At 68.5% G+C, this 21,217-nt stretch carries 18 protein-coding genes and 1 pseudogene; 11 read left to right on the top strand and 8 right to left on the bottom strand.

Annotation, left to right across the window (positions count from 1 at the left end; translation table 11 throughout):
* Nucleotides 1-37: 37 nt before the first annotated feature.
* A pseudogene (locus DIE12_RS11790) lies at nt 38-121 on the bottom strand (RidA family protein); the annotation flags it as partial.
* Nucleotides 122-226: 105 nt separating this feature from the next.
* Between DIE12_RS11790 and DIE12_RS11785 the strand changes: the two are divergent.
* Entirely contained in the window at nt 227-424 is a 198-nt protein-coding gene (locus DIE12_RS11785; RefSeq protein WP_409333436.1) for an oxidoreductase-like domain-containing protein, read from the top strand.
* Between the two features lie 69 nt (nt 425-493).
* Here DIE12_RS11785 and DIE12_RS11780 read toward each other — a convergent pair whose 3' ends face one another.
* Nucleotides 494-1,954, bottom strand: coding sequence for an MFS transporter (locus DIE12_RS11780; protein ID WP_124523690.1), 1,461 nt, complete (start codon nt 1,952-1,954; stop codon nt 494-496).
* Between the two features lie 159 nt (nt 1,955-2,113).
* Here DIE12_RS11780 and DIE12_RS11775 point away from each other — a divergent pair, with 159 nt between their 5' ends.
* Genes DIE12_RS11775 through DIE12_RS11765 form a run of 3 tightly spaced genes read left to right on the top strand, consistent with a single transcriptional unit; the run spans nt 2,114 to nt 3,659 of the window.
* Complete coding sequence (locus DIE12_RS11775) at nt 2,114-2,986, top strand: LysR family transcriptional regulator (protein WP_044846723.1); 873 nt, start codon at nt 2,114-2,116, stop codon at nt 2,984-2,986.
* Between the two features lie 59 nt (nt 2,987-3,045).
* Nucleotides 3,046-3,312: a hypothetical protein gene (locus DIE12_RS11770; RefSeq protein WP_124523692.1), complete on the top strand. Its 267-nt coding sequence runs from the start codon at nt 3,046-3,048 to the stop codon at nt 3,310-3,312.
* Between the two features lie 26 nt (nt 3,313-3,338).
* Nucleotides 3,339-3,659 carry a hypothetical protein gene (locus tag DIE12_RS11765; protein WP_124489058.1) on the top strand — a complete coding sequence of 107 codons (321 nt, stop codon included), beginning with the start codon at nt 3,339-3,341 and terminating at the stop codon, nt 3,657-3,659.
* A gap of 42 nt (nt 3,660-3,701) precedes the next feature.
* Here DIE12_RS11765 and DIE12_RS11760 read toward each other — a convergent pair whose 3' ends face one another.
* Nucleotides 3,702-4,601 carry a LysR family transcriptional regulator gene (locus tag DIE12_RS11760; protein WP_124489057.1) on the bottom strand — a complete coding sequence of 300 codons (900 nt, stop codon included), beginning with the start codon at nt 4,599-4,601 and terminating at the stop codon, nt 3,702-3,704.
* 99 nt (nt 4,602-4,700) lie between these two features.
* Here DIE12_RS11760 and DIE12_RS11755 point away from each other — a divergent pair, with 99 nt between their 5' ends.
* Entirely contained in the window at nt 4,701-5,681 is a 981-nt protein-coding gene (locus DIE12_RS11755) for an NAD-dependent epimerase/dehydratase family protein (RefSeq protein ID WP_124523694.1), read from the top strand.
* Between the two features lie 76 nt (nt 5,682-5,757).
* Here the strand turns inward: DIE12_RS11755 and DIE12_RS11750 are convergent, their stop codons facing one another.
* From DIE12_RS11750 to DIE12_RS11730, 5 genes are all read right to left on the bottom strand, one after another.
* Complete coding sequence (locus tag DIE12_RS11750; protein ID WP_124523696.1) at nt 5,758-6,459, bottom strand: DUF2848 domain-containing protein; 702 nt, start codon at nt 6,457-6,459, stop codon at nt 5,758-5,760.
* 49 nt (nt 6,460-6,508) lie between these two features.
* Nucleotides 6,509-7,828, bottom strand: coding sequence for an MFS transporter (locus DIE12_RS11745; protein WP_124523697.1), 1,320 nt, complete (start codon nt 7,826-7,828; stop codon nt 6,509-6,511).
* Between the two features lie 90 nt (nt 7,829-7,918).
* Entirely contained in the window at nt 7,919-8,605 is a 687-nt protein-coding gene (locus DIE12_RS11740) for a DUF4286 family protein (protein WP_124523699.1), read from the bottom strand.
* 99 nt (nt 8,606-8,704) lie between these two features.
* On the bottom strand, nt 8,705-9,745 hold the full coding sequence (locus tag DIE12_RS11735) for a LysR family transcriptional regulator (RefSeq protein WP_124523701.1): 1,041 nt from the start codon (nt 9,743-9,745) through the stop codon (nt 8,705-8,707).
* A gap of 222 nt (nt 9,746-9,967) precedes the next feature.
* Nucleotides 9,968-10,759: an SDR family NAD(P)-dependent oxidoreductase gene (locus tag DIE12_RS11730; RefSeq protein ID WP_124523703.1), complete on the bottom strand. Its 792-nt coding sequence runs from the start codon at nt 10,757-10,759 to the stop codon at nt 9,968-9,970.
* 427 nt (nt 10,760-11,186) lie between these two features.
* Here DIE12_RS11730 and DIE12_RS11725 point away from each other — a divergent pair, with 427 nt between their 5' ends.
* The 6 genes from DIE12_RS11725 to DIE12_RS11700 all read left to right on the top strand — a co-directional run bounded on the left by DIE12_RS11725 (nt 11,187) and on the right by DIE12_RS11700 (nt 20,991).
* Entirely contained in the window at nt 11,187-13,331 is a 2,145-nt protein-coding gene (locus tag DIE12_RS11725) for a hydantoinase/oxoprolinase family protein (protein WP_185500298.1), read from the top strand.
* A gap of 11 nt (nt 13,332-13,342) precedes the next feature.
* Nucleotides 13,343-15,667, top strand: coding sequence for a hydantoinase B/oxoprolinase family protein (locus tag DIE12_RS11720; protein ID WP_124489050.1), 2,325 nt, complete (start codon nt 13,343-13,345; stop codon nt 15,665-15,667).
* Between the two features lie 40 nt (nt 15,668-15,707).
* Nucleotides 15,708-16,214: an acetone carboxylase subunit gamma gene (locus DIE12_RS11715; protein ID WP_034180969.1), complete on the top strand. Its 507-nt coding sequence runs from the start codon at nt 15,708-15,710 to the stop codon at nt 16,212-16,214.
* Between the two features lie 347 nt (nt 16,215-16,561).
* Nucleotides 16,562-18,589 carry a sigma-54-dependent Fis family transcriptional regulator gene (locus DIE12_RS11710; protein WP_260426321.1) on the top strand — a complete coding sequence of 676 codons (2,028 nt, stop codon included), beginning with the start codon at nt 16,562-16,564 and terminating at the stop codon, nt 18,587-18,589.
* A 365-nt stretch (nt 18,590-18,954) separates the two neighbouring features.
* Nucleotides 18,955-19,833: a neutral zinc metallopeptidase gene (locus tag DIE12_RS11705; protein WP_124489049.1), complete on the top strand. Its 879-nt coding sequence runs from the start codon at nt 18,955-18,957 to the stop codon at nt 19,831-19,833.
* Between the two features lie 426 nt (nt 19,834-20,259).
* Complete coding sequence (locus DIE12_RS11700; protein ID WP_124523705.1) at nt 20,260-20,991, top strand: LuxR C-terminal-related transcriptional regulator; 732 nt, start codon at nt 20,260-20,262, stop codon at nt 20,989-20,991.
* Nucleotides 20,992-21,217: the final 226 nt, after the last annotated feature.

Below are 21,217 nucleotides of genomic sequence, written 5' to 3'. Positions count from 1 at the left end.
GCACGCGAGATTTCCGCGATCGTCGCGATTTCGATCAGATCCGGCCGTCGCCCTGGATCGCGGCCATCGAGAGGGCGCCGAACGGCGCCCGGCGTTCCGGCGGATTCACTGCTTCGGCCATGGCGCGATTCCTGTCGGTGCGGGATGCGCGGCTGCGCCCGGTGCGTGCCTGCATGCCGCTGACCATCACCGTATACTGGGCGTTCCACACCATATGACTGAAGCCGTGACCAAGCCTGCCTCCGCGGATACGCTCGCCGACGATCCGCGTCCGACCCCGCCCGAACAACCCGAACTGGAAGACTGCTGCAACAGCGGCTGCTCGCCGTGCGTGTTCGACCTGTACGACGAAGCGCTGGCGCGCTATCGCGTCGAGCTGGCCGAATGGGAAGCACGGCACGCGCAATTCAAGCATCACCAGTGAGCCCGCCGCCGGCAAGCGGGCGCGCATGCCGCGATTCGCTGCCGGGGCGGGCTTCCCTGGCCGGCGTCGTCACGCGATGGCGCGCCCCCGCCGATGCATCGGCCCCAATGCGGCCGACAACGCGACGCACGCCAGCAGCACGGCCGCCAGCGCCCACATCGCCGTCCTGAACCCCTGCACGTAGTCGAGCGCACGCGGCTGCGCGCCGAGCCGCGCGAAGAACAGCCCGCCCAGCGTCGCGGCGCCGACGGCCGCGCCAATCTGCAGCATCGCGGTGACCATGCCGGATGCGACCCCGGCGCGCGCCGCGTCGACTTCCGCGAGCACGATCCGCACGACCGACGGCAGCACGAGGCCTTGCCCGATGCCGATCGCCGCGATGCCCGCGTAAAAGCCCGGGCCGGGCGCATGATCGCCGGCCAGCGCGGCGGCGGTCGCGACGCCGGCCGCGAGCATCGCGAAGCCGAGCGTGAGCACGCGATAGCCGCCGAACCGCTCGACGAGACGCGGCATCAGCAGCGGGCTCGCGAGAAAGCCGATGCCGAGCGGCAGGATCGCCAGCCCCGACGCGAGCGGCGACCAGTTCAGGCAGCCTTGCAGATAGATGCCGTAGCTCAGGAAGAACGCGCTCAGCATGTAGAACAGGAACGCGAGCGTGAGCCCGAGCGCGACGACCGGATTGCGCAGCAGGCGCACGTCGAGCAGCGGGTCGCGGCCGCTGGCGAGCCGGCGCGCTTCGACCGCCAGCAGCGCGCCGAGCATCGGCAGCGCACCGACGACGCACGCGATCATCCACAGCGGCCAGCCCGCCTCGCGTCCGTGCGTGAGCGGATAGACGAGCATCAGCAGGAACAGCGACAGCAGCACCGTGCCGGGCACGTCGATGCGCTGGCCGCGCGGTGGCCGGCTTTCCGGGATGAAGCGCCAGCTGCCGAGCAGCGCGAGGATGCCGATCGGCACGTTGACCAGGAAGATCGCGCGCCAGCCGAGCCCGAACGGATGCAGGTCGATCAGCGCGCCGCCGCCGAGCTGGCCGATCACGGCCGCGAGGCCGAACACGAAACCGTAGAAGCCCATCACGCGCACCTGCTCCTGCGGGCTGAACACGCTGCGGATCGTCGCGAGCACCTGCGGCGCGAGGATCGCGGCGAACAGGCCCTGCAGCACGCGGCCGCCGACCAGCACCGCGCCGCTGCCGGCGAGCCCGCACAGCGCCGACGCGACGACGAACCCGGCCATCCCGATCATGAACATCCGCTTGCGGCCGTACAGGTCGCCGAGACGCCCGCCGGTGATCTGCACGACCGCGTTCGCGCACGCGTAGGCCGACACGACGAGCTGCAGCTCGGCCGGCCGCGCGCCGATGCCGTCGCGGATGGCCGGCAGCGCGAGATTCACGATGAAGTAGTCGAGCGGCGGCAGAATGGCGCCGACCAGCAGGACCACGAGCGCCCAGCCGTGATGGCTGCGCGGCGGTGTCGCGGCAGCCGCGCCGGCCGGCGCGCAACGGGCGAGGGTGTTGTCGGTCATGAAAGGAAATCCGGAAGAATGGCGGCCGCAACGCATGCCGAATCCCGTGGAAACGGGTTCGGCGGGCCGTTGAACCGATATTCTGCGGACCGCCGATGAATCGGAAAAGCGGGAATTGGTGGTAGCATCCATCGGGTTATTCGATGGATGGAGGGTGCGATGCGCGGTTTCGATCTGGATCAGTTACGCACGTTCGCGGCGGTGGCGGATGCGGGCAGCCTTACGGCGGCCGCGCCGCTGCTGCATCTGTCACAGTCGACGGTCAGCGAGCAGGTGCGCAAGCTCGAGTCGCGCGCCGGCGTGCCGCTGTTCGTGCGCAGCAAGCGCGGCGTCGAGCCGACGCCGGCCGGCGCGCGCCTGCTGCAGCATGCGCGGCGCATCGTCGCGCTGAACGAGGCCGCGTTCGACGAAGTGCGCGGACAGGCGATCAAGGGCGAATTGCGCGTCGCGATCACCGACTACTACCGGACGCATGAAGTCGCGGGCCTGCTCGCGCGGTTGCGGGAGTGCTACCCGCAACTGAGCCTGCATGTGAGCGCGATGAAGAGCGCGGAGATCGAAGCTGCCCATGCGCGCGGGCAGATCGATCTTGGCGTCGTGATGAACCTGTCGAGCGGCCCGTTCCGGCCCGCGTCGGCCGATACGCGCTGGGTGCTGCGGCGCGAGCCGCTGTCGTGGGTCACGTCGCCCGCGCTCGCCGAGCAGTTGCCCGAGCCGTTGCCGCTCGTGCTGCTGCCGGACGACTGCATGATGCATCAGATCGCGGTGCGCTCGCTCGACGAGCAGCACGCGCCGTACGTGCTCGTGCACAGCGCGTCGGGCGTCGCGGGGCTGCAGTCGATGCTGGCGGCGGGGCTCGGCGTCGGCTGCCTGTGCGCGTCGGCGATCGGCGAGGGCCTCGTGCGGCTCGGCGCGAAATACCGGCTGCCGACGCTGCCCGACGCGGTGTTCTCGCTGACGCCGCCGATGCCGGGCGAGCGCGAGACGGTCACGCAGGCGCGCGAGGTGCTGTCGCGGCAGTTGCTGATGTAAAGCGTGAAGCACGCTTGCGCGTCGGCGCAGCGGCACGTATTCGACGGGAGTCGGTACCGATGAAAATATCGAGAGATTTCGGGATCGTCGTTCGACGCGCGGCGCCGGTCGAGAAAGACGTCGACCTGTCCGCGCTCATGCGCGAATTCAATTTCGCCGACTGTTTCGACGAGTCGGACCGGCTGGTGTCGCTCGGCCCGTTCTTCGGCGGCGACGCCGCCGATGCGTGCATGAGGTCGCTCGAACGGCGCGGGCTGGTCTACTTCGACGATTTCTTCATCGTCGAGCAAACGTATCCCGGCTGGTGCGAGCTGGAAGCGTTCTGAACGTTGCGTAGCAGGGGGCGATACGCATGAACGACGAACTGAAAAGCGAGATGGCCGCGCGGTTGGCGCACGCGCTCGAGCGGGTGATCGACGAGCGCTCGCTGATCCGTTTCCTGCGCGTGCTCGGCCATGACTGGCACAAGGAGCGCCAGCTCGAGGCCGACTTGCCGCCGGCGCCGTATGCGGCCGCCGCGCTCGGCTGGGAAAACCGCTCGATCGGCGAGTACCTGGAGGCGATGGTCGACTGGGCCGAGGCGTCCGAGGAGGGGCTGCGCTGCTACGACCTGCCCGACAACCCGTGGCGGCGCATGGCCGACATCCTGTTCGCCGGCAAGATCCACGAATAGCGCGCGCCGCGGCGATTCGCGCGTGCGGCGGGCGGGAACGGCCTAGTCGGCCGTCCCTTCGGCATACGCACGCAGCCCGTTCGCCAGCGCATCGAACACGGCCCGGCAACGCGGGCTCGTCCGCAGATCCTCGTGCATGACCATCCAGGTTTCCAGTTTCGTCGCGGGCCCGTCCGGCAGCACGCGCACGAGCCGCGCATCGCGCTGCGCGAGCCGGTTCTGGCAGAAGCCGATCCCGTAGCCCGCGCGAATCATCGCGAGCTGCGCGAGATTGCTGTCGGTGCGCAGCGCGAACGCATCGCGGTTCCACAGCGGCATCCCGCGCCCCGCCGCGCGGATGAACGGCGTGACCGTATCGAAGCCGATCAGCGCGTGATGGGCGAGTTCGTCCGTCGATGACGGCGTACCGTTGCGCGCCAGGTAGTCGTCGCGCGCATGCAGCCCGACTTCCAGCGCGCCGATGCGCCGCGCGACGAGCGCCTCCTGCGCGGGCGGCGCCATCCGCACCGCGATGTCGGCCTCGCGATTCAGGACGTCCTGGATGCGGTCGGTCGGCACCAGTTCGATCACGAGCCCCGGATGGTCGCGCCGCAACTGCGCGAGCATCGGCGGCAGCACCTCCACCGCGATCACGTCGCTGGCCGAGATCCGCACGGTGCCGCGCACGCCCGCGCCGTGGCTCGCGGCCGCGCGCTCGAACGCGGCCGCCGCGCTGCGCAGCGCCTCGGCATGGCCGCGCAGCGCCAGGGCCGCCTCGGTCGGCAGCAGCCCCGACGGCGAGCGCGTGAATAGCGTCTGGCCGAACGCGGCTTCGAGCGCCGCGACGTGGCGGCCGGCCGTCGGCTGCGTGATGCCGAGCGCGCGCGCCGCGCCCGACAGCGAGCCTTCCGTCAGCACGGCGAGGAAGGTGCGGTAGCGTTCCCAGTTCAGATCGATGGCCATGCATAAATGTATAGCTGATGCATCGGGTTAGGCAATTCCTTGTTAGGCTGCCTCGCGCCAGAATGGGTGCTGACAACGGTTCATTCACGGAGAACGGCAATGACGGCGAACGCAGGCGGGACGCAACGACAGGCACTCGTGCTCGGCGCGAGCGGAGGTATCGGCGGCGAGGTCGCGCGTCAGTTGCGCGATGCCGGCTGGCAGGTGCGCGCGCTCAAGCGCGGGCTCGACGCCGAGACGGTGGAGCGCGACGGGATCGCGTGGCTGCGCGGCGACGCGCTCGACCGCGAGGCGGTGGTTCGCGCGGCGCGCGGCTGCAGCGTGATCGTGCATGCGGTGAATCCGCCCGGCTACCGGAACTGGTCGACGCAGGTGCTGCCGATGCTCGACAACACGATCGCGGCGGCGACGCTGGCGCAGGCGACCGTCGTGCTGCCGGGGACGGTCTACAACTATGGCCCCGACGCGTTTCCGGTGCTGCGCGAAGAGGCGCCGCAGCATCCGGTGACGCGCAAGGGCGCGATCCGCGTCGAGATGGAGCGGCGGTTGCAGGCGGCGACCGCGCAGGGCGTCCGGACGATCATCGTGCGGGCCGGCGATTTCTTCGGGGCGCACGCGGGCAACAACTGGTTCGGGCAGGCGCTCGTCAAGGCCGGGCGGCCCGTCGCGGCCATCAGCGTGCCGGGCCGGCCGGGCGTCGGCCATCAATGGGCGTACCTGCCGGACGTCGCGCGCACGATGGTCGAGCTGCTCGAGCGGCGCGACACGCTGGCGCTGTTCGCGCGCTTCCACTTCGGCGGTCACTGGGACGCGGACGGCACGCAGATGGCGCAGGCCGTACGCCGCGTCGCGCAGCGGCACGGGATGCGCCCGACGGTGCGGCGTTTCCCGTGGTGGCTCGTGTGGGTCGCGGCGCCGTTCGTCACGACGATGCGCGAGATGCTCGAGATGCGCTATCTGTGGCGCGAGCCGCTCCGGATGGACAACGCGCGGGTGACGGCGGTGCTGGGCCGCGAGCCGGTGACGCCGCTCGATACGGCGGTGGAGGCGACGCTGGCCGGGCTGGGCTGCTTGCGATGACGGCGAGCGCTCAAGGCGGGTGACGGGGCCGCGTGCGGGTCATGTTCTTTATTGCCTGCGCACCCGCCACCGTCCTTTACGCGACAACCGGCAATACCTCGACCTCGTACCGGTGCCGCAGGCTGCGCCCGAGCACCGGATCGTGGAGTTCCATCTCGAACGCGTCACCGTCGCCCATCGCCGCGATCGCGCCGTGTACGGCGACCGTGCCGCCGAACATCGCGCAGCGCGCGGGCATCGTGCGCCGGTCGTCGAAGCGGTGCCACAGCGCGGCGGGCGCAAGCAGCCCGCTGACCGCGCCGTGCTGATATGCGACGCGCTCGCCGCCGGGTTTGATCCACCACGAACGCATCTCGATCGCGTCCCAATGATCGGCGACGTCCGCGTGACGCCACGCCTCGCGGCCGAGCGGTTTCGCGCACACCTGTTTCGACACCGCGACGCCGTAGGCCTCGACTTCCCGATCCGTATGATCGGAGCCGACCGTCACCAGCGTGCCGACCGGGCTGTCGATCAGCACGCACTCGATCTCGCCGCCCGAGCGTGCGCCGAGCACGCCGATCGACGGCGCCTGCGTGAGCAGCGCGGACGACACGCGATAGAAACACGGCGTGGCCGACGGCGGCGCGACACCGAGCGCCGCGAGTTCGTCGATGTGCGCGCGGATCGCGTCCGGATCGCGGCCGGCCCAGCCGGCGATCACGACACGTTCGATCTCGACGTCGACCCGGGCGGGCGCGCCTTGCAGGGACATCACGTTGAACGACAGGGCTTGCATGCGGGTATCCGTTCGAAGTGCGAATGAGTGAAACGACCGGCGGGGATGTTCAATCCGCGAGCGGCCGGTGCGCGGTCTCGCGCGCGGCCAGCAGCGCGATCGACGTGACGACGAGCGCCGCGGTGACGTACAGCGATACGGCCGTCGTCGCGCCCGTCTGGCGGAACAGCGTGGCGATCACGAGCGGTGCGAAGCCGCCGCCGGCGATGCCGGCGAGCGTGTAGGCCAGCGACGAGCCCGCATAACGCACGCGGGTCGGGAACTGTTCGGTGACGAACGCGCCTTGCGGGCCGTACATCACCGCATGGATCACGAGGCCGATCGCGACCGCCGCGACGATCGCGCCCGGCCGCGCCGAATCGAGCATCGCGAAGAACACGAACGCCCATACGATCCCGGCGATCGCGCCGGCGAGGTATACCGGACGGCGTCCGAAGCGGTCCGACAGCGCGCCGAAGAACGGCACCGCGAGCGCGTTGCAGGCCGTGCCGATCATCACGGCCGTCAGCGCGACCGGGCGCGACAGGTGCAGCACGGTCGTCACGTAGGTCAACGTGAACACGACGATCAGCGCGTACAGCACGTCGGAGCCGATCCGCGAGCCGCCGGCGATCAGCAGGCGCCGCCAGTGACACTTCAGCACTTCGGCGACAGGCACGTCGGCGGTCGCGTGGGACTCGGCGAGCTGCTCGAACTGCGGCGTTTCGTCGACGCCGCGCCGCAGCCAGAAACCGAATACGACGAGCAGCGCGCTGGCCGCGAACGGCACGCGCCAGCCCCACGACAGGAAGGCGTCGGACGTGGTGGAGAGCGTCACGAGCGCGATGCAGCCGGTGCCGAGCAGCGTGCCGAACGACGGGCCGATCTGCGTCCACGACGCGGACAGTCCGCGCCGTTTCTGGTCGCCGTGCTCGACCGACAGCAGCACCGCGCCGGCCCATTCTCCGCCGAGCGCGACACCCTGCACGAAGCGCAGCGCGACGAGCAGGATCGGGCTCAGGATGCCGGCCTGCGCATAGGTCGGCAGCGCACCCATCAGCGCGGTCGTGACACCCATCAGCACGAGCGTGAGCATCAGCACCGCGCGGCGGCCGATGCGGTCGCCGAGGTTGCCGAACACGAAGCCGCCGAGCGGACGCGACACGTAGCCGACCGCATAGGTCGAGAACGCGAGGATCGTGCCGGCCAGCGGATCGACCGACGGAAAGAACAGGTGGTTGAAGACGAGCGCGGCGAGCGTGTTGTAGATCGTGAAGTCGTACCACTCGAGCGACGTGCCGATCATGCTCGCGGTCGCGAGTCGGCTGTTGCGGACGCGGCGGGGCGCGTGGGCGGCGGGCTGGGCGAGAGTGCTCATGGTGTCGGGCATGTCGTGAAGAAGGACGGGGGTGACGCGCGGGGACCGATGCGCGGGCCGCGTGTGGATCACGGACGGCGCGGCCGGTGGCGGCGTCGGCGTTCAGGCCGGCAACGCGGCGGCGGCCGGTTTGGCTTCGGCGTCGCGACCGGCGGCCGGCAGCGGCGCGGCGGCGCGCCACAGCAGGTCGAAGGTGCGCACGTCGTCGTGACCGGCGATCGCGGCGGCGACGCGGCGCGTGGCCGCGGCATCGCTGCCCTCGATCAGCACGAGCGCGTCGGCGGCCGGACGCGCGGCCGCATCGGCGCCGATCGGCGCGGACAGGTCCGGCGCGGTGCGGAACAGCCGGGCCGCGTGGATGCCGGGTTCGTGCAGCGCCGCGTCGAAGCGCTCGCGCAGGTGCGGCACGTCGACGCGCTTCGGCGGCAGCACGAACAGCGCGAGATGCATGCCTTCGCCGTCGCCGGCCTCGATCGTCAGGTCGCCGACCCGCCGCTGCGTGCCCGTCATCCGTTCGAAGTTCGCGAGCGACCACGCGGTCTGCTGCGTGAACGCGCGCCGGTACGCGTCGCTATGGAATACGTCGAGCGTGTCCGTCACGTACAGCGCGAGGTACTTGCGCGGGCCGCCATCGGTCGCGCGAAACCGCCGCGCATGCGTGAAGCCGGGAATCGCGACACGCTCCTGCATGTGCTCGCGGTCGTACCACGCGTTGAAATCGGCTTCGTGCGCGGGATCGATGTCCGTCCAGACGCAGAGCTGGCCGTGCGGAAGGGAAAGGCGGGACATGGCGGGTTCCTTGTGACGGGGTGTGTCAGGAACCGCAGTGTCCCGAAGACGGGCCGCACCCGTCCAACAAGAAAACAAATTCGCGGTGAACAGGTTTTCTTATGAGCGACGCGGGCGGCGTTTCGCCGGGGGGGCGGGCGACGCGGATTGGAGCGTGCGTTTTGCCGAGGCGGGTCGGGCTTTTTTCGCCGAGCGGGCGGGGGACTTGTCGACGATGTCGGCCTCGGCCTTTGCCGATGCGGCGGGCTTCGCATGACTGGAAGCCGCCGGCATCGCGCGCGCGACTTCGCTCGCCAGTTCCGCGATGCGCGCGGCGACCGGCAGCCCCTGCGTGCGATACGACGCGACGAGCGGCAGCGCGGGGAATTCGGGTTCGACGTCGAGCAGTTCGAGCGCGCCTTCCTGCAGTTCGCGCCCGATGATCGCAGGCGGCAGCGCGGCCACGCCGAAACCGTCGGCGACGAGCCGGATCATCGCGGCGACCGACGTGATGCAGTTGATGCTGGCCGGCCGCTCGACGGCCGCGAACAGCCGCTCGATCGTCGCGTGCGGGCCCGAGTGGCGCGAGAAGCTGATGATCGGGTACGCGGCAAGCCGCGCGACGTCGAGCCGTTCGCCGCCGAGCCCGAGACGCGGGCTCGCCGCCCAGCGCACCGGGAATTCGCACAGCGGCAGGTTCGTGAAGTCGGGGCCCGGCACCGGGTCGGTCTGCAGGATCAGGTCGACGCCGTCGGTGCTCAGCAGGCGGATCAGGTGCAGGGTCGTGTCGCTGGTGATCTCGACGTCGAGGCGCGGATAGCGCTCGCGCAATTGCGCGATCAGTGCCGGAAACCAGCTGTGGACGATCGACTCGATCACGCCGATCCGGATCAGCCCCGCGTCGCTCGCCGCGTCGATGTCGCGCCGCATCTCGCTGTCGAGCCGCACGATGCGTTCCGCGTACGCGAGCATGCGCCGCCCCGCGGGCGTGAGCGTCGCCGAGCGCGTGTTGCGGTCGAACAGCCGCACGTCGAACGCTTCTTCCAGCGACGCGATGCGGCTCGACACGGCCGCCTGCGTCGTGTGCAGTTTCTCGGCCGTGAGCCGGAAGTTCTCCAGCTTCGCGAGCCAGACGAAGGTTTCTAGAAACCGGATGTTCATGGAATTCCGATCGGTGAGGCAGGGCCGCGCAGGGGCGGCGGGATCGGTCGATGTTAGCGGATTTCCGGGGCGGGAAGCGTGCGCGGCGTGGTGCATGCGCCGGGCGAAGGGACGGGCGGTCGCGTGCCGGCGGGCGAGCGCGGCCGCCTGTCACGATGCGCGCGCGGGCGATGCGTCCCCGTGCAGTGAAGATGCGTGGTGCGGGCGGCGTATCCCCATGCATCAAAGCGTGTCGAATGCGAGGGTCGGCACGTCGACGACCGTTGCGCCGCCGTCGGCGACGAGCGTCGCGCCCGTTACGAACGACGCATCCGGTGATGCCAGGAATGCGCACACGGCCGCGATCTCGTCCGGATCGGCCGCGCGCCGCAGCGGCACGTCGGCGCTCACGCGGGAATACGCGCCGTCGAGCGTGTCGCCGTATGCGGACATCAGCGGTTCCATTTCCGCATCGGCCATCGGCGTGCGGACCCAGCCCGGGCACACAGCGTTCGCGCGCACGCCGTGCGGCCCGTAGTCGCGTGCCAGCGATCGCGCGAGCCCGAGCAGCGCATGCTTGCCGACCGTATAGCCGCATACGCCGGGCCCGGCCGCGAGCGCGGCGATCGACGCGACCAGCACGATGCTGCCGCGCTGCGCGATCAGGTCGGGCAGGCACGCGCGTGCGCTGACGAACGCGGTGTCGAGGTTCGCATGCAGCGCGTCGCGCCATTGCGCGTCGTCGGTTTCGTCCGCGCGGCCGAGACCGTGGCCCCCCGCGCACGCGACGAGCGCATCGACGGGGCCGAACCGCCCGGCGATCTCCGGCACGAAGCGGGCCCAGTCGGCCGTGCTCGCGGCGTCGCCGGCGAGCGCGAGGCCGCCCGTCTCGGCGGCGAGCGCGTCGAGCGGCGCGCGGCGCCGCCCGATCAGCACGACGTGATCGCCGCGGGCGGCGAAGCGGCGCGCGCACGCGGCGCCGATGCCGGTGCCGGCGCCGGTGAGCACGATCGTGCGGGGTTGCGGGTGCGTCATGTCGTTCTCCGGAAGGGCGTTCCGGTCACTTTAGGCGGCACGGATGAACGCCGGTATCAGCCGAAAGGATGAACGTGAATGAGTAGCGATGGCCGGCGATGACGTAACGCCGCACGGCGAGGCGCCCGCGTTTCTGCCGTTCCGGATCCGGGGCGAGCGTGCACCCGCCCGCCGGGGGAGCCGACTGATATTCGGACGCCTGACCAGTCCGGAATCCGGACGTCCCGAGGTTAGCCGCCTACCCGAAGCAACCCGCTTCATCCGATGGGCGCCCCGCCTGGCTTGACCGGGGCGCGCCGACCGGCCGGATCCACCGAATGGCACGGTTGTTGCCTCCTTGCAGATGAGCCGACGCCCGGGATCGAACGATGACCCCGTTCGAACCGGAGCGCGGCTCATCACGACTTCAATCATTGGAGACATCACCATGGAAGGACTTTCGCAAGTCCAGGTCTTGGGCATCGACGCGGGCGGCACGATGACCGACACCTTCTTCGTGCGCGAGGACGGACGGTTTGTCGTCGGCAAGGCGCAAAGCAATCCGGAGGATGAATCACTCGCGATCTTCAACTCGTCGCAGGACGCGCTCGCGCATTGGCAACGCGACGTCGACGACGTCTATCCGGAACTGGTCACCTGCGTGTATTCCGGCACTGCGATGCTCAACCGCGTCGTGCAGCGCAAGGGGCTCGACGTCGGGTTGCTCGTCAACAAGGGCTTCGAGCACGTGCACCTGATGGGGCGGGCGATCCAGAGCTACCTCGGGTACGCGCTCGAAGAGCGCATCCACCTGAATACGCACCGCTACGACGAGCCGCTCGTGCCGTTGTCGCGAACCCGCGGCGTCACCGAGCGTACGGACGTCCAGGGCGAGATCGTGATTCCGCTGCGGGAAAACGAAGTGCGGCAGGCTACGCGGGAGCTCGTCGCCGCCGGTGCGAAAGCGATCGTCATCTGTTTTCTTCAGTCGCACAAGAACGCCGCGAGCGAGCGCCAGGCGCGGGACATCGTGCGCGACGAGCTGGCTGCGCGCGGCGTCGATCTCCCGGTGTTCGCATCGGTCGACTACTACCCGCAGCGCAAGGAAAGCCACCGGATGAACACGACGGTGCTCGAAGCGTATGCGGCCGAGCCGTCGCGGCAGACGCTCAGGAAAGTCAGCGACCGCTTCCGCAAGCACGGCGCGAAATTCGACCTGCGCGTGATGGCGACGCACGGCGGGACGATCAGCTGGAAAGCGAAGGAACTGGCGCGCACCATCGTGTCGGGGCCGATCGGCGGCGTGATCGGCTCGAAGCTCCTCGGCGAGGCGCTCGGCTACGACAACATCGCATGCTCGGACATCGGCGGCACGTCGTTCGACATGGCGCTCATCACGAAGGGCAAATTCGCGATCGCGTCCGACCCGGACATGGCGCGCCTGGTGCTGTCGCTGCCGCTCGTCACGATGGATTCGGTCGGCGCGGGCGCCGGCAGCTTCGTGCGGCTCGATCCGTACAGCGGGGCCATCAAGCTCGGGCCGGACAGTGCCGGCTATCGCGTCGGCACGTGCTGGCCCGACAGCGGCCTGACGACGGTGTCCGTCTCCGATTGCCATGTCGTGCTCGGCTACCTGAACCCGGACAACTTCCTCGGCGGCCAGATCAAGCTCGACGTGAATCGCGCCCGCGAGCACATTCGCGTGCAGATCGCCGAGCCGCTCGGACTCTCCGTGGAGGATGCGGCGGCCGGCGTGATCGAGCTGCTCGACCTGCAACTGCGCGAATACCTGCGCTCGAACGTCAGCGCGAAAGGGTACAACCCGACCGAATTCGTGTGCTTCTCGTATGGCGGCGCGGGGCCGGTTCATACCTATGGCTACACCGAGGGCCTCGGCTTCAAGGATGTCGTCGTGCCGGCGTGGGCGGCGGGCTTCTCGGCATTCGGCTGCGCGTGCGCGGATTTCGAGTATCGCTACGACAAGAGCGTCGATCTCGCGCTGCCGCAGCTCGCGTCCGACGCCGAGAAGGCGCAGGCCGCGCAGACGATCCAGAAAGCCTGGGCCGAACTGACCGCCAAGGTGATCGACGAGTTTCGCATCAACGGTTTCGGCGAGCGGGACGTGATATTGCGGCCGGGCTTCCGGATGCAGTACATGGGCCAGCTCAACGACCTCGAAATCGAATCGCCGATCGCGGGCGCGTCCGGTGCGGACGACTGGGACAAGATCGTGACGGCCTTCGAAGAGACCTACGGCCGCGTGTACGCGAGTTCCGCGCGCTCGCCGGAGCTGGGTTTCTCGGTCACGGGCGCGATCATGCGCGGCATGGTCGTCACGCAGAAGCCGGTATTGCCGGAAGACGCCATTGCCGGCCCCACGCCGCCGGCGGACGCGCGTATCGGCACGCGGCGTCTGTATCGGCACAAGCAGTGGCATGACGCGGTGATCTGGCGAATGGAGTCGCTCAAGCCGGGCAACGAGATCGCGGGGCCCGCGATCATCGAATCCGACGCGACGACGTTCGTCGTCCCGAAGGGCTTCGCCACCACGCTCGACAAGCACCGCCTCTTCCATCTCAGCGAAGTCAAGTAAGGAGACATGCGATGAACATGATGTCCAGCCAGGAAGTCGGCTTCGCCGATCTGCTGAAGAACGGCCAGACGCTCAAGCAGTTTCGCGACGGCATTCTCGAGCGCACCGCGCAAACCGGCCATTACAACGGGCTCGAACGGCTCGAGCTGCGCGAGCGCGATCCGATCCGCTACGAGAAGATCTTCTCGAAGCTGCGCGGCGGCCTCGTGCATGCGCGCGAAACGGCCAAGAAGATTGCCGCGAGCCCGATCGTCGAGCAGGAAGGGGAGCTGTGCTTCACGCTCTACAACGCGGCGGGCGATTGCGTGCTCACGTCGACCGGAATCATCATCCACGTCGGCACGATGGGCGCGGCGATCAAGTACATGATCGAAAACAACTGGGAAGCCAATCCGGGCATTCAGCCCGGCGACATGTTCACCAACAACGACTGCTCGATCGGCAACGTCCACCCGTGCGACATCGCAACGATCGTGCCGATTTTCGCGCACGGCAAGCTGGTCGGGTGGGTTGGCGGCGTCACGCACGTGATCGATACCGGCGCGGTGACGCCGGGATCGATGTCGACGGGCCAGGTGCAGCGTTTCGGCGACGGCTACATGATTACGTGCCGTAAGACAGGGGTGAACGACACGCCGCTGCGCGACTGGCTGCACGAGAGCCAGCGCTCGGTTCGCACGCCGAAGTACTGGATTCTCGACGAGCGCACGCGCATCGCCGGCTGCCACATGATCCGTGATCTGATCGAGGAAGTGATCGACGAGGAGGGCCTCGACGCCTACGAGAAATTCGGCTTCGAGGTGATCGAGGAAGGACGGCGCGGGTTGCAGACGCGCCTCAAGGCGATGACGCTGCCGGGCAAGTATCGCAAGGTCGCGTTCGTCGACGTGCCGTACGACCATCCGGACGTGCAGACGTCGTCGGCGTTTGCGAAGCTCGACTCGATCATGCATTCGCCGGTCGAGATGGAGATCCGCAAGGACGGCTCGTGGCGTCTCGATTTCGAAGGCGCGAGCCGCTGGGGCTGGCACTCGTACAACGCGCACCAGGTCGCGTTCACGAGCGGCATCTGGGTGATGATGACGCAGACGCTGGTGCCGACGCAGCGCATCAACGACGGCGCGTATTTCGGCACCGAATTCCACCTGCCCAAGGGCGCGTGGATGAACCCGGACGACCGCCGCACCGGACACGCTTACGCGTGGCACTTCCTGGTGTCGGGCTGGAGCGCGATGTGGCGCGCCCTGTCGCAGGCGTACTTCAGCCGCGGCTATCTCGAGGAAGTCAACGCGGGGAACGCCAACACGTCGAACTGGCTGCAGGGCGGCGGGATCAACCAGGACGGCGACATCCATGCGGTGAACAGCTTCGAGGCGTCGTCGTGCGGCACCGGCGCGTGCGCGATCAAGGACGGTCTGAATCACGCGGCCGCGATCTGGAACCCCGAAGGCGACATGGGCGACATCGAGATCTGGGAGATGGCCGAGCCGCTGCTGTACCTCGGCCGCAACGTGAAGTCGAATTCGGGCGGCTACGGCAAGTACCGCGGCGGTTGCGGATTCGAGACGCTGCGCATGGTCTGGAAGGCGCAGGACTGGACGATGTTCTTCATGGGCAACGGCTACATGAACAGCGACTGGGGCCTGATGGGCGGCTACCCGCCCGCCACCGGCTACCGCTTCGAAGCGCATCGCACGGGCATCGAGGAGCGCATCGCGCTCGGCGAGAGCCTGCCGCTCGGCGGCGATACGAATCCGGACCTGCCGGATTACGAAAACCACCTGAACGCCGGCGCGATCGTCAAGCGCGACCAGCAATGCATGACCACGGAGGACTGCTACAGCAACTACGATCTCTACCTGAACTATCTGCGCGGCGGCCCCGGCTTCGGCGATCCGCTCGACCGCGAGATCGACGCGATCGAACGCGATCTCAACAACGCGGTGCTGCTGCCCGAATACGCGCAGAAGGTCTATGGGGCGGTCGCGACGCGGGATGCCAACGGCATCTGGACGGTCGATCCGCAAGCGACCGCGCTGCGGCGCATCGAGATCCGCAACGCGCGGCTCGCGCGCTCGCAACCGACCCGCGAATGGATGAAGGGCGAGCGCGAGCGGATCCTGCTCAAGCATGCATCGACGCAGGTGCGGCACATGTTCGCGACGAGCTTCGGTCTGTCGACGAAATTCGAGCAGCAGTTCCGCGCGTTCTGGGAGTTGCCGGACACGTGGACGCTCACCGAGGACGAGCTCGACGTGCCGACCTACGGCTCGAAATTCCGCATGGACCTGTCGAAGATGCCCGACGTCAATACGGTGGTGCTGGTCGAGGAGTGAGCCGGACCCTGCGCACTATCACCCACATGGAGGACTGGAGATGTCTACCTACACCAAGGAACAGATCAGGAACATGGTCGACGGCAAGCTCGACTGGGACACCACGTTGCGCATGCTGTCGATGCCGAAGGACGGCGAGCGCTTCCGGATGTACGTCGATGCGCTGCAGCAGAAGCTCGGCTGGAAGGACCGCATCGTGTTGCCGCTCGGCCCGCACCTGTACATCGTGCAGCAATGGGCGACGAAGCACTGGGTCACGCAATGCGACTGCGGCCATGTGTTCTGCGATTACCGCGACAACTGGAAACTGCACGCGAACATCTTCGTGCGCGAATCCGAAGAGGCGATGGACGAGGTCTACCCACGCTTGATGGCGCCCGATACGCAATGGCAGGTCTATCGCGAATACTACTGCCCGACCTGCGGCGCGATGCACGACGTCGAGGCGCCTACGCCGTGGTACCCGGTCATTCACGACTTCGAACCCGACATCGATGCGTTCTACGCGGAATGGGTGAAGCTGCCGGTTCCGGAGCGCGTGCAATGATCTGACGTTTGACGCTGTCCGCGGGCTCGGCGTTCGCCGGCCTCGCCTCGGCTTCATGCGCGGAAAGCGTTCGATTTCCGGCCGTTCGATTTTCGAACGGCCGGTTTCTTTTCGGCCACCGGTTCTCGACGGCGTGCCGCGCCGCGCGACGACGCGCGGGCGACCGCTTGCTGGCGCGCGCATTGCTTGCAGTGATTGGTGTCCGGACGGACGTCGAGGCGCCGGGACGGAGTACGATAGTCGCTACGCTCGCCGCCGGCTGCGGTCGGGCGCCCCACAAAGTCGACAAAATGGCCGCTGAGACGGCCGTGCGGTTGGTGCCGTCACGACACCGCCAGGAGACAGACATGCAACAGAGAGGCACGCCGATGGACTGGTTTCCCAGTCCACGCCATGACGCGAGCATCATGGCCGCATGGGAGCATCTGGTGACAGGCAGCGAGTGGCGTTCGCCCGACGTACGCGGCGTGGTCGACGATTCGTGGCAGCGCTGTCTCGTCAGTCGCGTCGATCCCGGCGTCGACCGCGCGCCGCCGCCGCTCGATGAAGACGGGCTCGTGCAGTGGCGCACGTCGAACCGTCGCCTCGTCGATGCCAGTCTGCCGCTGATGCAGCACACCCGGGATTTTCTTTCGCAGACGGGTACGGTAATGCTGCTGGCCGATCCGAGCGGGATGATCCTCCAGCAGGAGGGCGACATGCGGATCGTCGAGCCTGCGCGCGAGGTCGGCCTCATTCCGGGCTGCGAGTGGACCGAGCTGAATTGCGGCACCAATGCGATCGGCACCGCGCTCGCGCTCAGGCAGCCGGTCCAGATCCATGGCGCGGAGCACTTCTGCGCGGGCATCAAGCGCTGGACCTGCTCGGCGACCGTCATCCAGGATCCGCGCGACGGGCACGTGTTGGGCGTGATCGACATTTCGGGGCTCGCGCAGACCTACAACCCATACAGCCTTGCGCTCGCGGTATCGCTTGCGGGCCGCATCGAAAGCCGGCTCGCGAAGGAGGGCATGGCGCGCCGTCTGAGCCTGCTCGACCGCTGCGCGTCACGCTTCGGTGCGTCTTCCTCCGATGCGGTGATCGTCGTCGACGAACGCGGCCGACTCGTCAAGGCCAACGCGCAGGTCGTTCCGGTGTTGCGCCGGCTCGGATTCGATATCCGGTGCGACGCGGCGTTCGCGCTGCCCGAACTCGAGCACTACGCGGGCGACGGCCGCCTGTCGGCGAGTGCGCCGGCATGGCTGTCGCGCAGCCACATCGAAGCCGTGCGTGACGGTGCGGACGTGCTCGGCTACATGATCGTGACGCCGGGCATCACGAATCCCCGCGGCGCCGTTCCGATCGCGCGCGGACGGGAACGGCACGGCGGTGAGCCGCGAGGGTTCGAGCGTATCGTCGGCGACAGCGCCGCATTGCGGGCGGCCGTGAATCGTGCGCGCCAGCTCGCGCCGTCCAGGGTGCCGGTGCTGCTGCTTGGCGAAACCGGCGTCGGCAAGGAACTGTTCGCGCAGGGTATCCACCAGGCGAGCGATCGCGCCGACGGTCCGTTCGTTGCGCTCAACTGCGGCGGGTTGTCGAGAGACCTCCTGGCCAGCGAGTTGTTCGGCTACGCGGAAGGCGCATTTACCGGCGCACGCAAGTCCGGTGCGGCGGGCAAGATCGAAGCGGCCGATGGCGGCACGCTGTTTCTCGACGAGATCGGGGAAATGCCGCTCGATATCCAGCCGCACCTGCTGCGCGTGCTGGAGGAGAGCGAAATCTATCGCCTGGGCGAGAACACGCCGCGCAGGGTGAATTTCCGGCTGGTCGCGGCGACGCACCGGGATCTGAAGGACGCAGTCGCGAAAGGCCGGTTCCGGATGGATCTGTACTACCGGATCGCGGTCACGACCGTGTCGATTCCGAACTTGCGCGAGCGCGGCGAGGACCTGCCGGCGCTGATTGCGCATTGGCTCGGGCATCTGTGCGAGTCGTATGGCCTCTCCCCGAGGTCGTTCGACGACGATGCGTATGCACGCCTGTTGCGCTATCCGTGGCCCGGCAATGTGCGCGAGCTGCGGAACGCGATCGAGGGGGCGCTGCTGTTGTCGGACAGCCCGGTGATAAAGGCCGACAAGCTGCCTGCCGAGATCGGCGCGGGGGCGCCGATCGATGCATGCGCCGCGCGGGCCGTCGACGCGCTCGCGCCGGATGCGGGCGACTCGTTGAAGATGGCCGAGGCGGAATCGATCCGTCGCGCGCTTGCGCGTCATGCCGGCAATCTGACGAAGGCAGCGAGTCAACTCGGCATCGCGAAGAGCACGCTCTATGAAAAGATCCGCAAGTACCGCTTGCTCGAAGCAGTGAGCGACGTTCGTCGAGGTCACGCGAAGTAAGTCGCGGCAGGCCTGGCCCGGCGGCAGACGGGCAAGCCTGGTTCTTCCGCCGGTCATCTCGTCCTCCCGGGCCGCACGCGCCGTCATTTTGCAAAGAATGACGATGTCGCCGGTCCGGTCGCTCTATGCTCCTTATTTTGCGATAAGACGCCAAGGTCGGCAAAATGGCGCGTGCGCCAGCCTGTCGTCCGGGTGCCGCGTGCGTCGTGTAACGGCGGGGCGGCGCGGTACTGCATGGTGCCGCGCCACTGACCGGGCGGTGCCGCCGTGCGATGGCGCGCCGGACGCTGCACGTCGCAACGGGAATCAATCGTCTGCCGGGGGCTGTCCGGTCAGCACAACGACAAGGAAGGGAGGGGCCGGCAATGAGGCTGGACGACGAAAGAGAAAGCGTGAACGTCGAGGATCGACGCGGTGGCGGCGGGTTCGGCGGCGGGCGTGCGACGATCGGCATCGGCACGATCGTGGTCGCGCTGGCCGCATCGTATTTCTTCGGGATCGACCCGCGCGTCGTGCTCGAAGGCGCATCGGCGCTGCAGGGCCGCCAGCAGCAGGCGCAGCCCGCGCCCACGCAGCACCAGGGCGCGCCGGCGAACGATCCCGGCGCGGTATTTACGCGCAAGGTGCTCGGCAATATCGAGCGCACGTGGACGGGCGTCTTCAACACCCAGTTGCATGCGCAGTACGAGGCGCCGAAGCTCGTGATGTTCACGAACTCGACGCCGACCGCGTGCGGCACCGGCCAGACCGCGATGGGGCCGTTCTACTGTCCGGGCGATCGCAACGTGTACATCGATCTCGGCTTCTACGACGAACTGCGCAAGCGCTTCGGCGCGGGCGGCGATTTCGCGCAGGCCTACGTGATCGCGCATGAAGTCGGCCATCACGTGCAGAACCTGCTCGGCATTTCCGACAAGGTCGATGCCGCGCGCCGCCGTTCGAGCGAAGCGCGCTCGAACGCGCTGTCGGTGCGGATGGAACTGCAGGCCGACTGCTTCGCCGGCGTGTGGGCGAACAACGCGCAGCGCGCGAACCAGCGGCTGATGGAGCCCGGCGATTTCGAACAGGGGCTGAAGGCGGCTGCTGCGATCGGCGATGATCGTTTGCAGCAGCAAGGCCAGGGCTATGTCGTACCGGAGAGCTTCACGCACGGCACCAGCGAGCAGCGCGTGTACTGGCTGCGGCGCGGGATGGAGTCGGGTGAAGTAAGCGCCTGCGACACGTTCGCCGCGAACGCGCACTGACGCGGACCCTGACTGACAGGATGCGGCGCACACGCTGCCGCGCCGCCGTTTCGCGGCTGCGCGTGCGGCCGCTCCGCAGGTTTCGCTGATCATTCCGATCGTGCCCGATCGGCGCGCGCGATGTCTCGCGCCACCCTCGACGTCCATTCTCGACTGCACGGCTTGCGGCGCATGCCTACGCGACGCGGATTCTGTCGTCGGGTCGCCGCCGGCGCGTGCGATGACTCGCGTCACCCTCGACAGCCATCATCGTCCGAACGGCTCGTGGCGCAAGACTTCCCGTCGCAGGCTCCGTTGTCGCGACATGGCCGGCAGCTTCGTCATCCGCCCCCTGCGGACGAATTGCCGATTTGTGCTCACCGGCCCATTTCGGCGCGGGTAGGCTGGCCCGACCTTCGACGCGTTCGGCCGCCGGCCGCTCCCATCATGCCGACCTCATCCGCTTCCGCCGACCACGAAGCCGCCGACTGGCAGCGCGCGCTGCGCGCGTGCGTCGATGCGTTGGACGCATTTGCGAGCCCGTCCGCGACCGTGTTCTACCGGCTCGACCTCAGCGGCGAGCCGGCCGATTTCGAGCTGTTCGGGATGCCGGAGGCGATGCATCGCACCTACATCGCGCGCTACCGGATGCTCGACCCGCTGCACCCGTCGCGCTGCGCGGCAGGTGAACGTGCGGTCGTGACGCTCGCGTCCCAATTGCCTGACGAAAGACGCGATGCGTCCGCGTACTGGACCCGTTTCCTGCGACGGCACGAGGTGGCCGACGTCGTCGAGATCTGGCTGCGCGACGACGCGGGCCGCACGGTCGGCGCGTTTTCGCTGCTGCGCTTCGGGACGGGCGACGCGGACGGCAACCGCACGGCGGGCCGGTTCGCATCAGGCGAGATCGACGCGCTGGCACGGCTGCAGCCGGTCGCCGAAGCCGCGCTGGCCCCGCTGCTGCGCGCGCGGCGCGGGATTCACCGGATCGGCTGCGAGGAGCGGTTGACCTACCGCGAGGAGCAGATCGCACGACTCGTACGCGACGGCCGCTCGAACAAGGAAATCGCACGCGATCTCGCGCTCGGCCAGCCGACCATCAAGACACATCTGATGCGCATGTACCGGAAGCTCGGCGTGTCGAACCGCACCGAGCTGGTCGGCGCGTTGTTCCTGTAGCTTTTCCGCATCCGCATCCGCATCCGCATCCGCATCCGCATCCGCATCCGCATCCGCATCCGCATCCGCATCCGCATCCGCACCGGCACCCGCACCCGCGTCCGCATCCACGTCCACGTCCACGTCCACGTCGCACCGATCGCACCGCATCGCACCACGCCACACCGCGCCATCGATCCGACGATAACGCGACGCTCGCACCCCGCCATTCCACGTTCCCGAGTCA

The sequence above is a fragment of the Burkholderia sp. Bp9015 genome (genome assembly GCF_003853505.1).
Taxonomy (GTDB): domain Bacteria; phylum Pseudomonadota; class Gammaproteobacteria; order Burkholderiales; family Burkholderiaceae; genus Burkholderia.
Note: the sequence above shows the minus strand (reverse complement) of the source record. Positions and strands in the feature narration are given on the sequence as shown.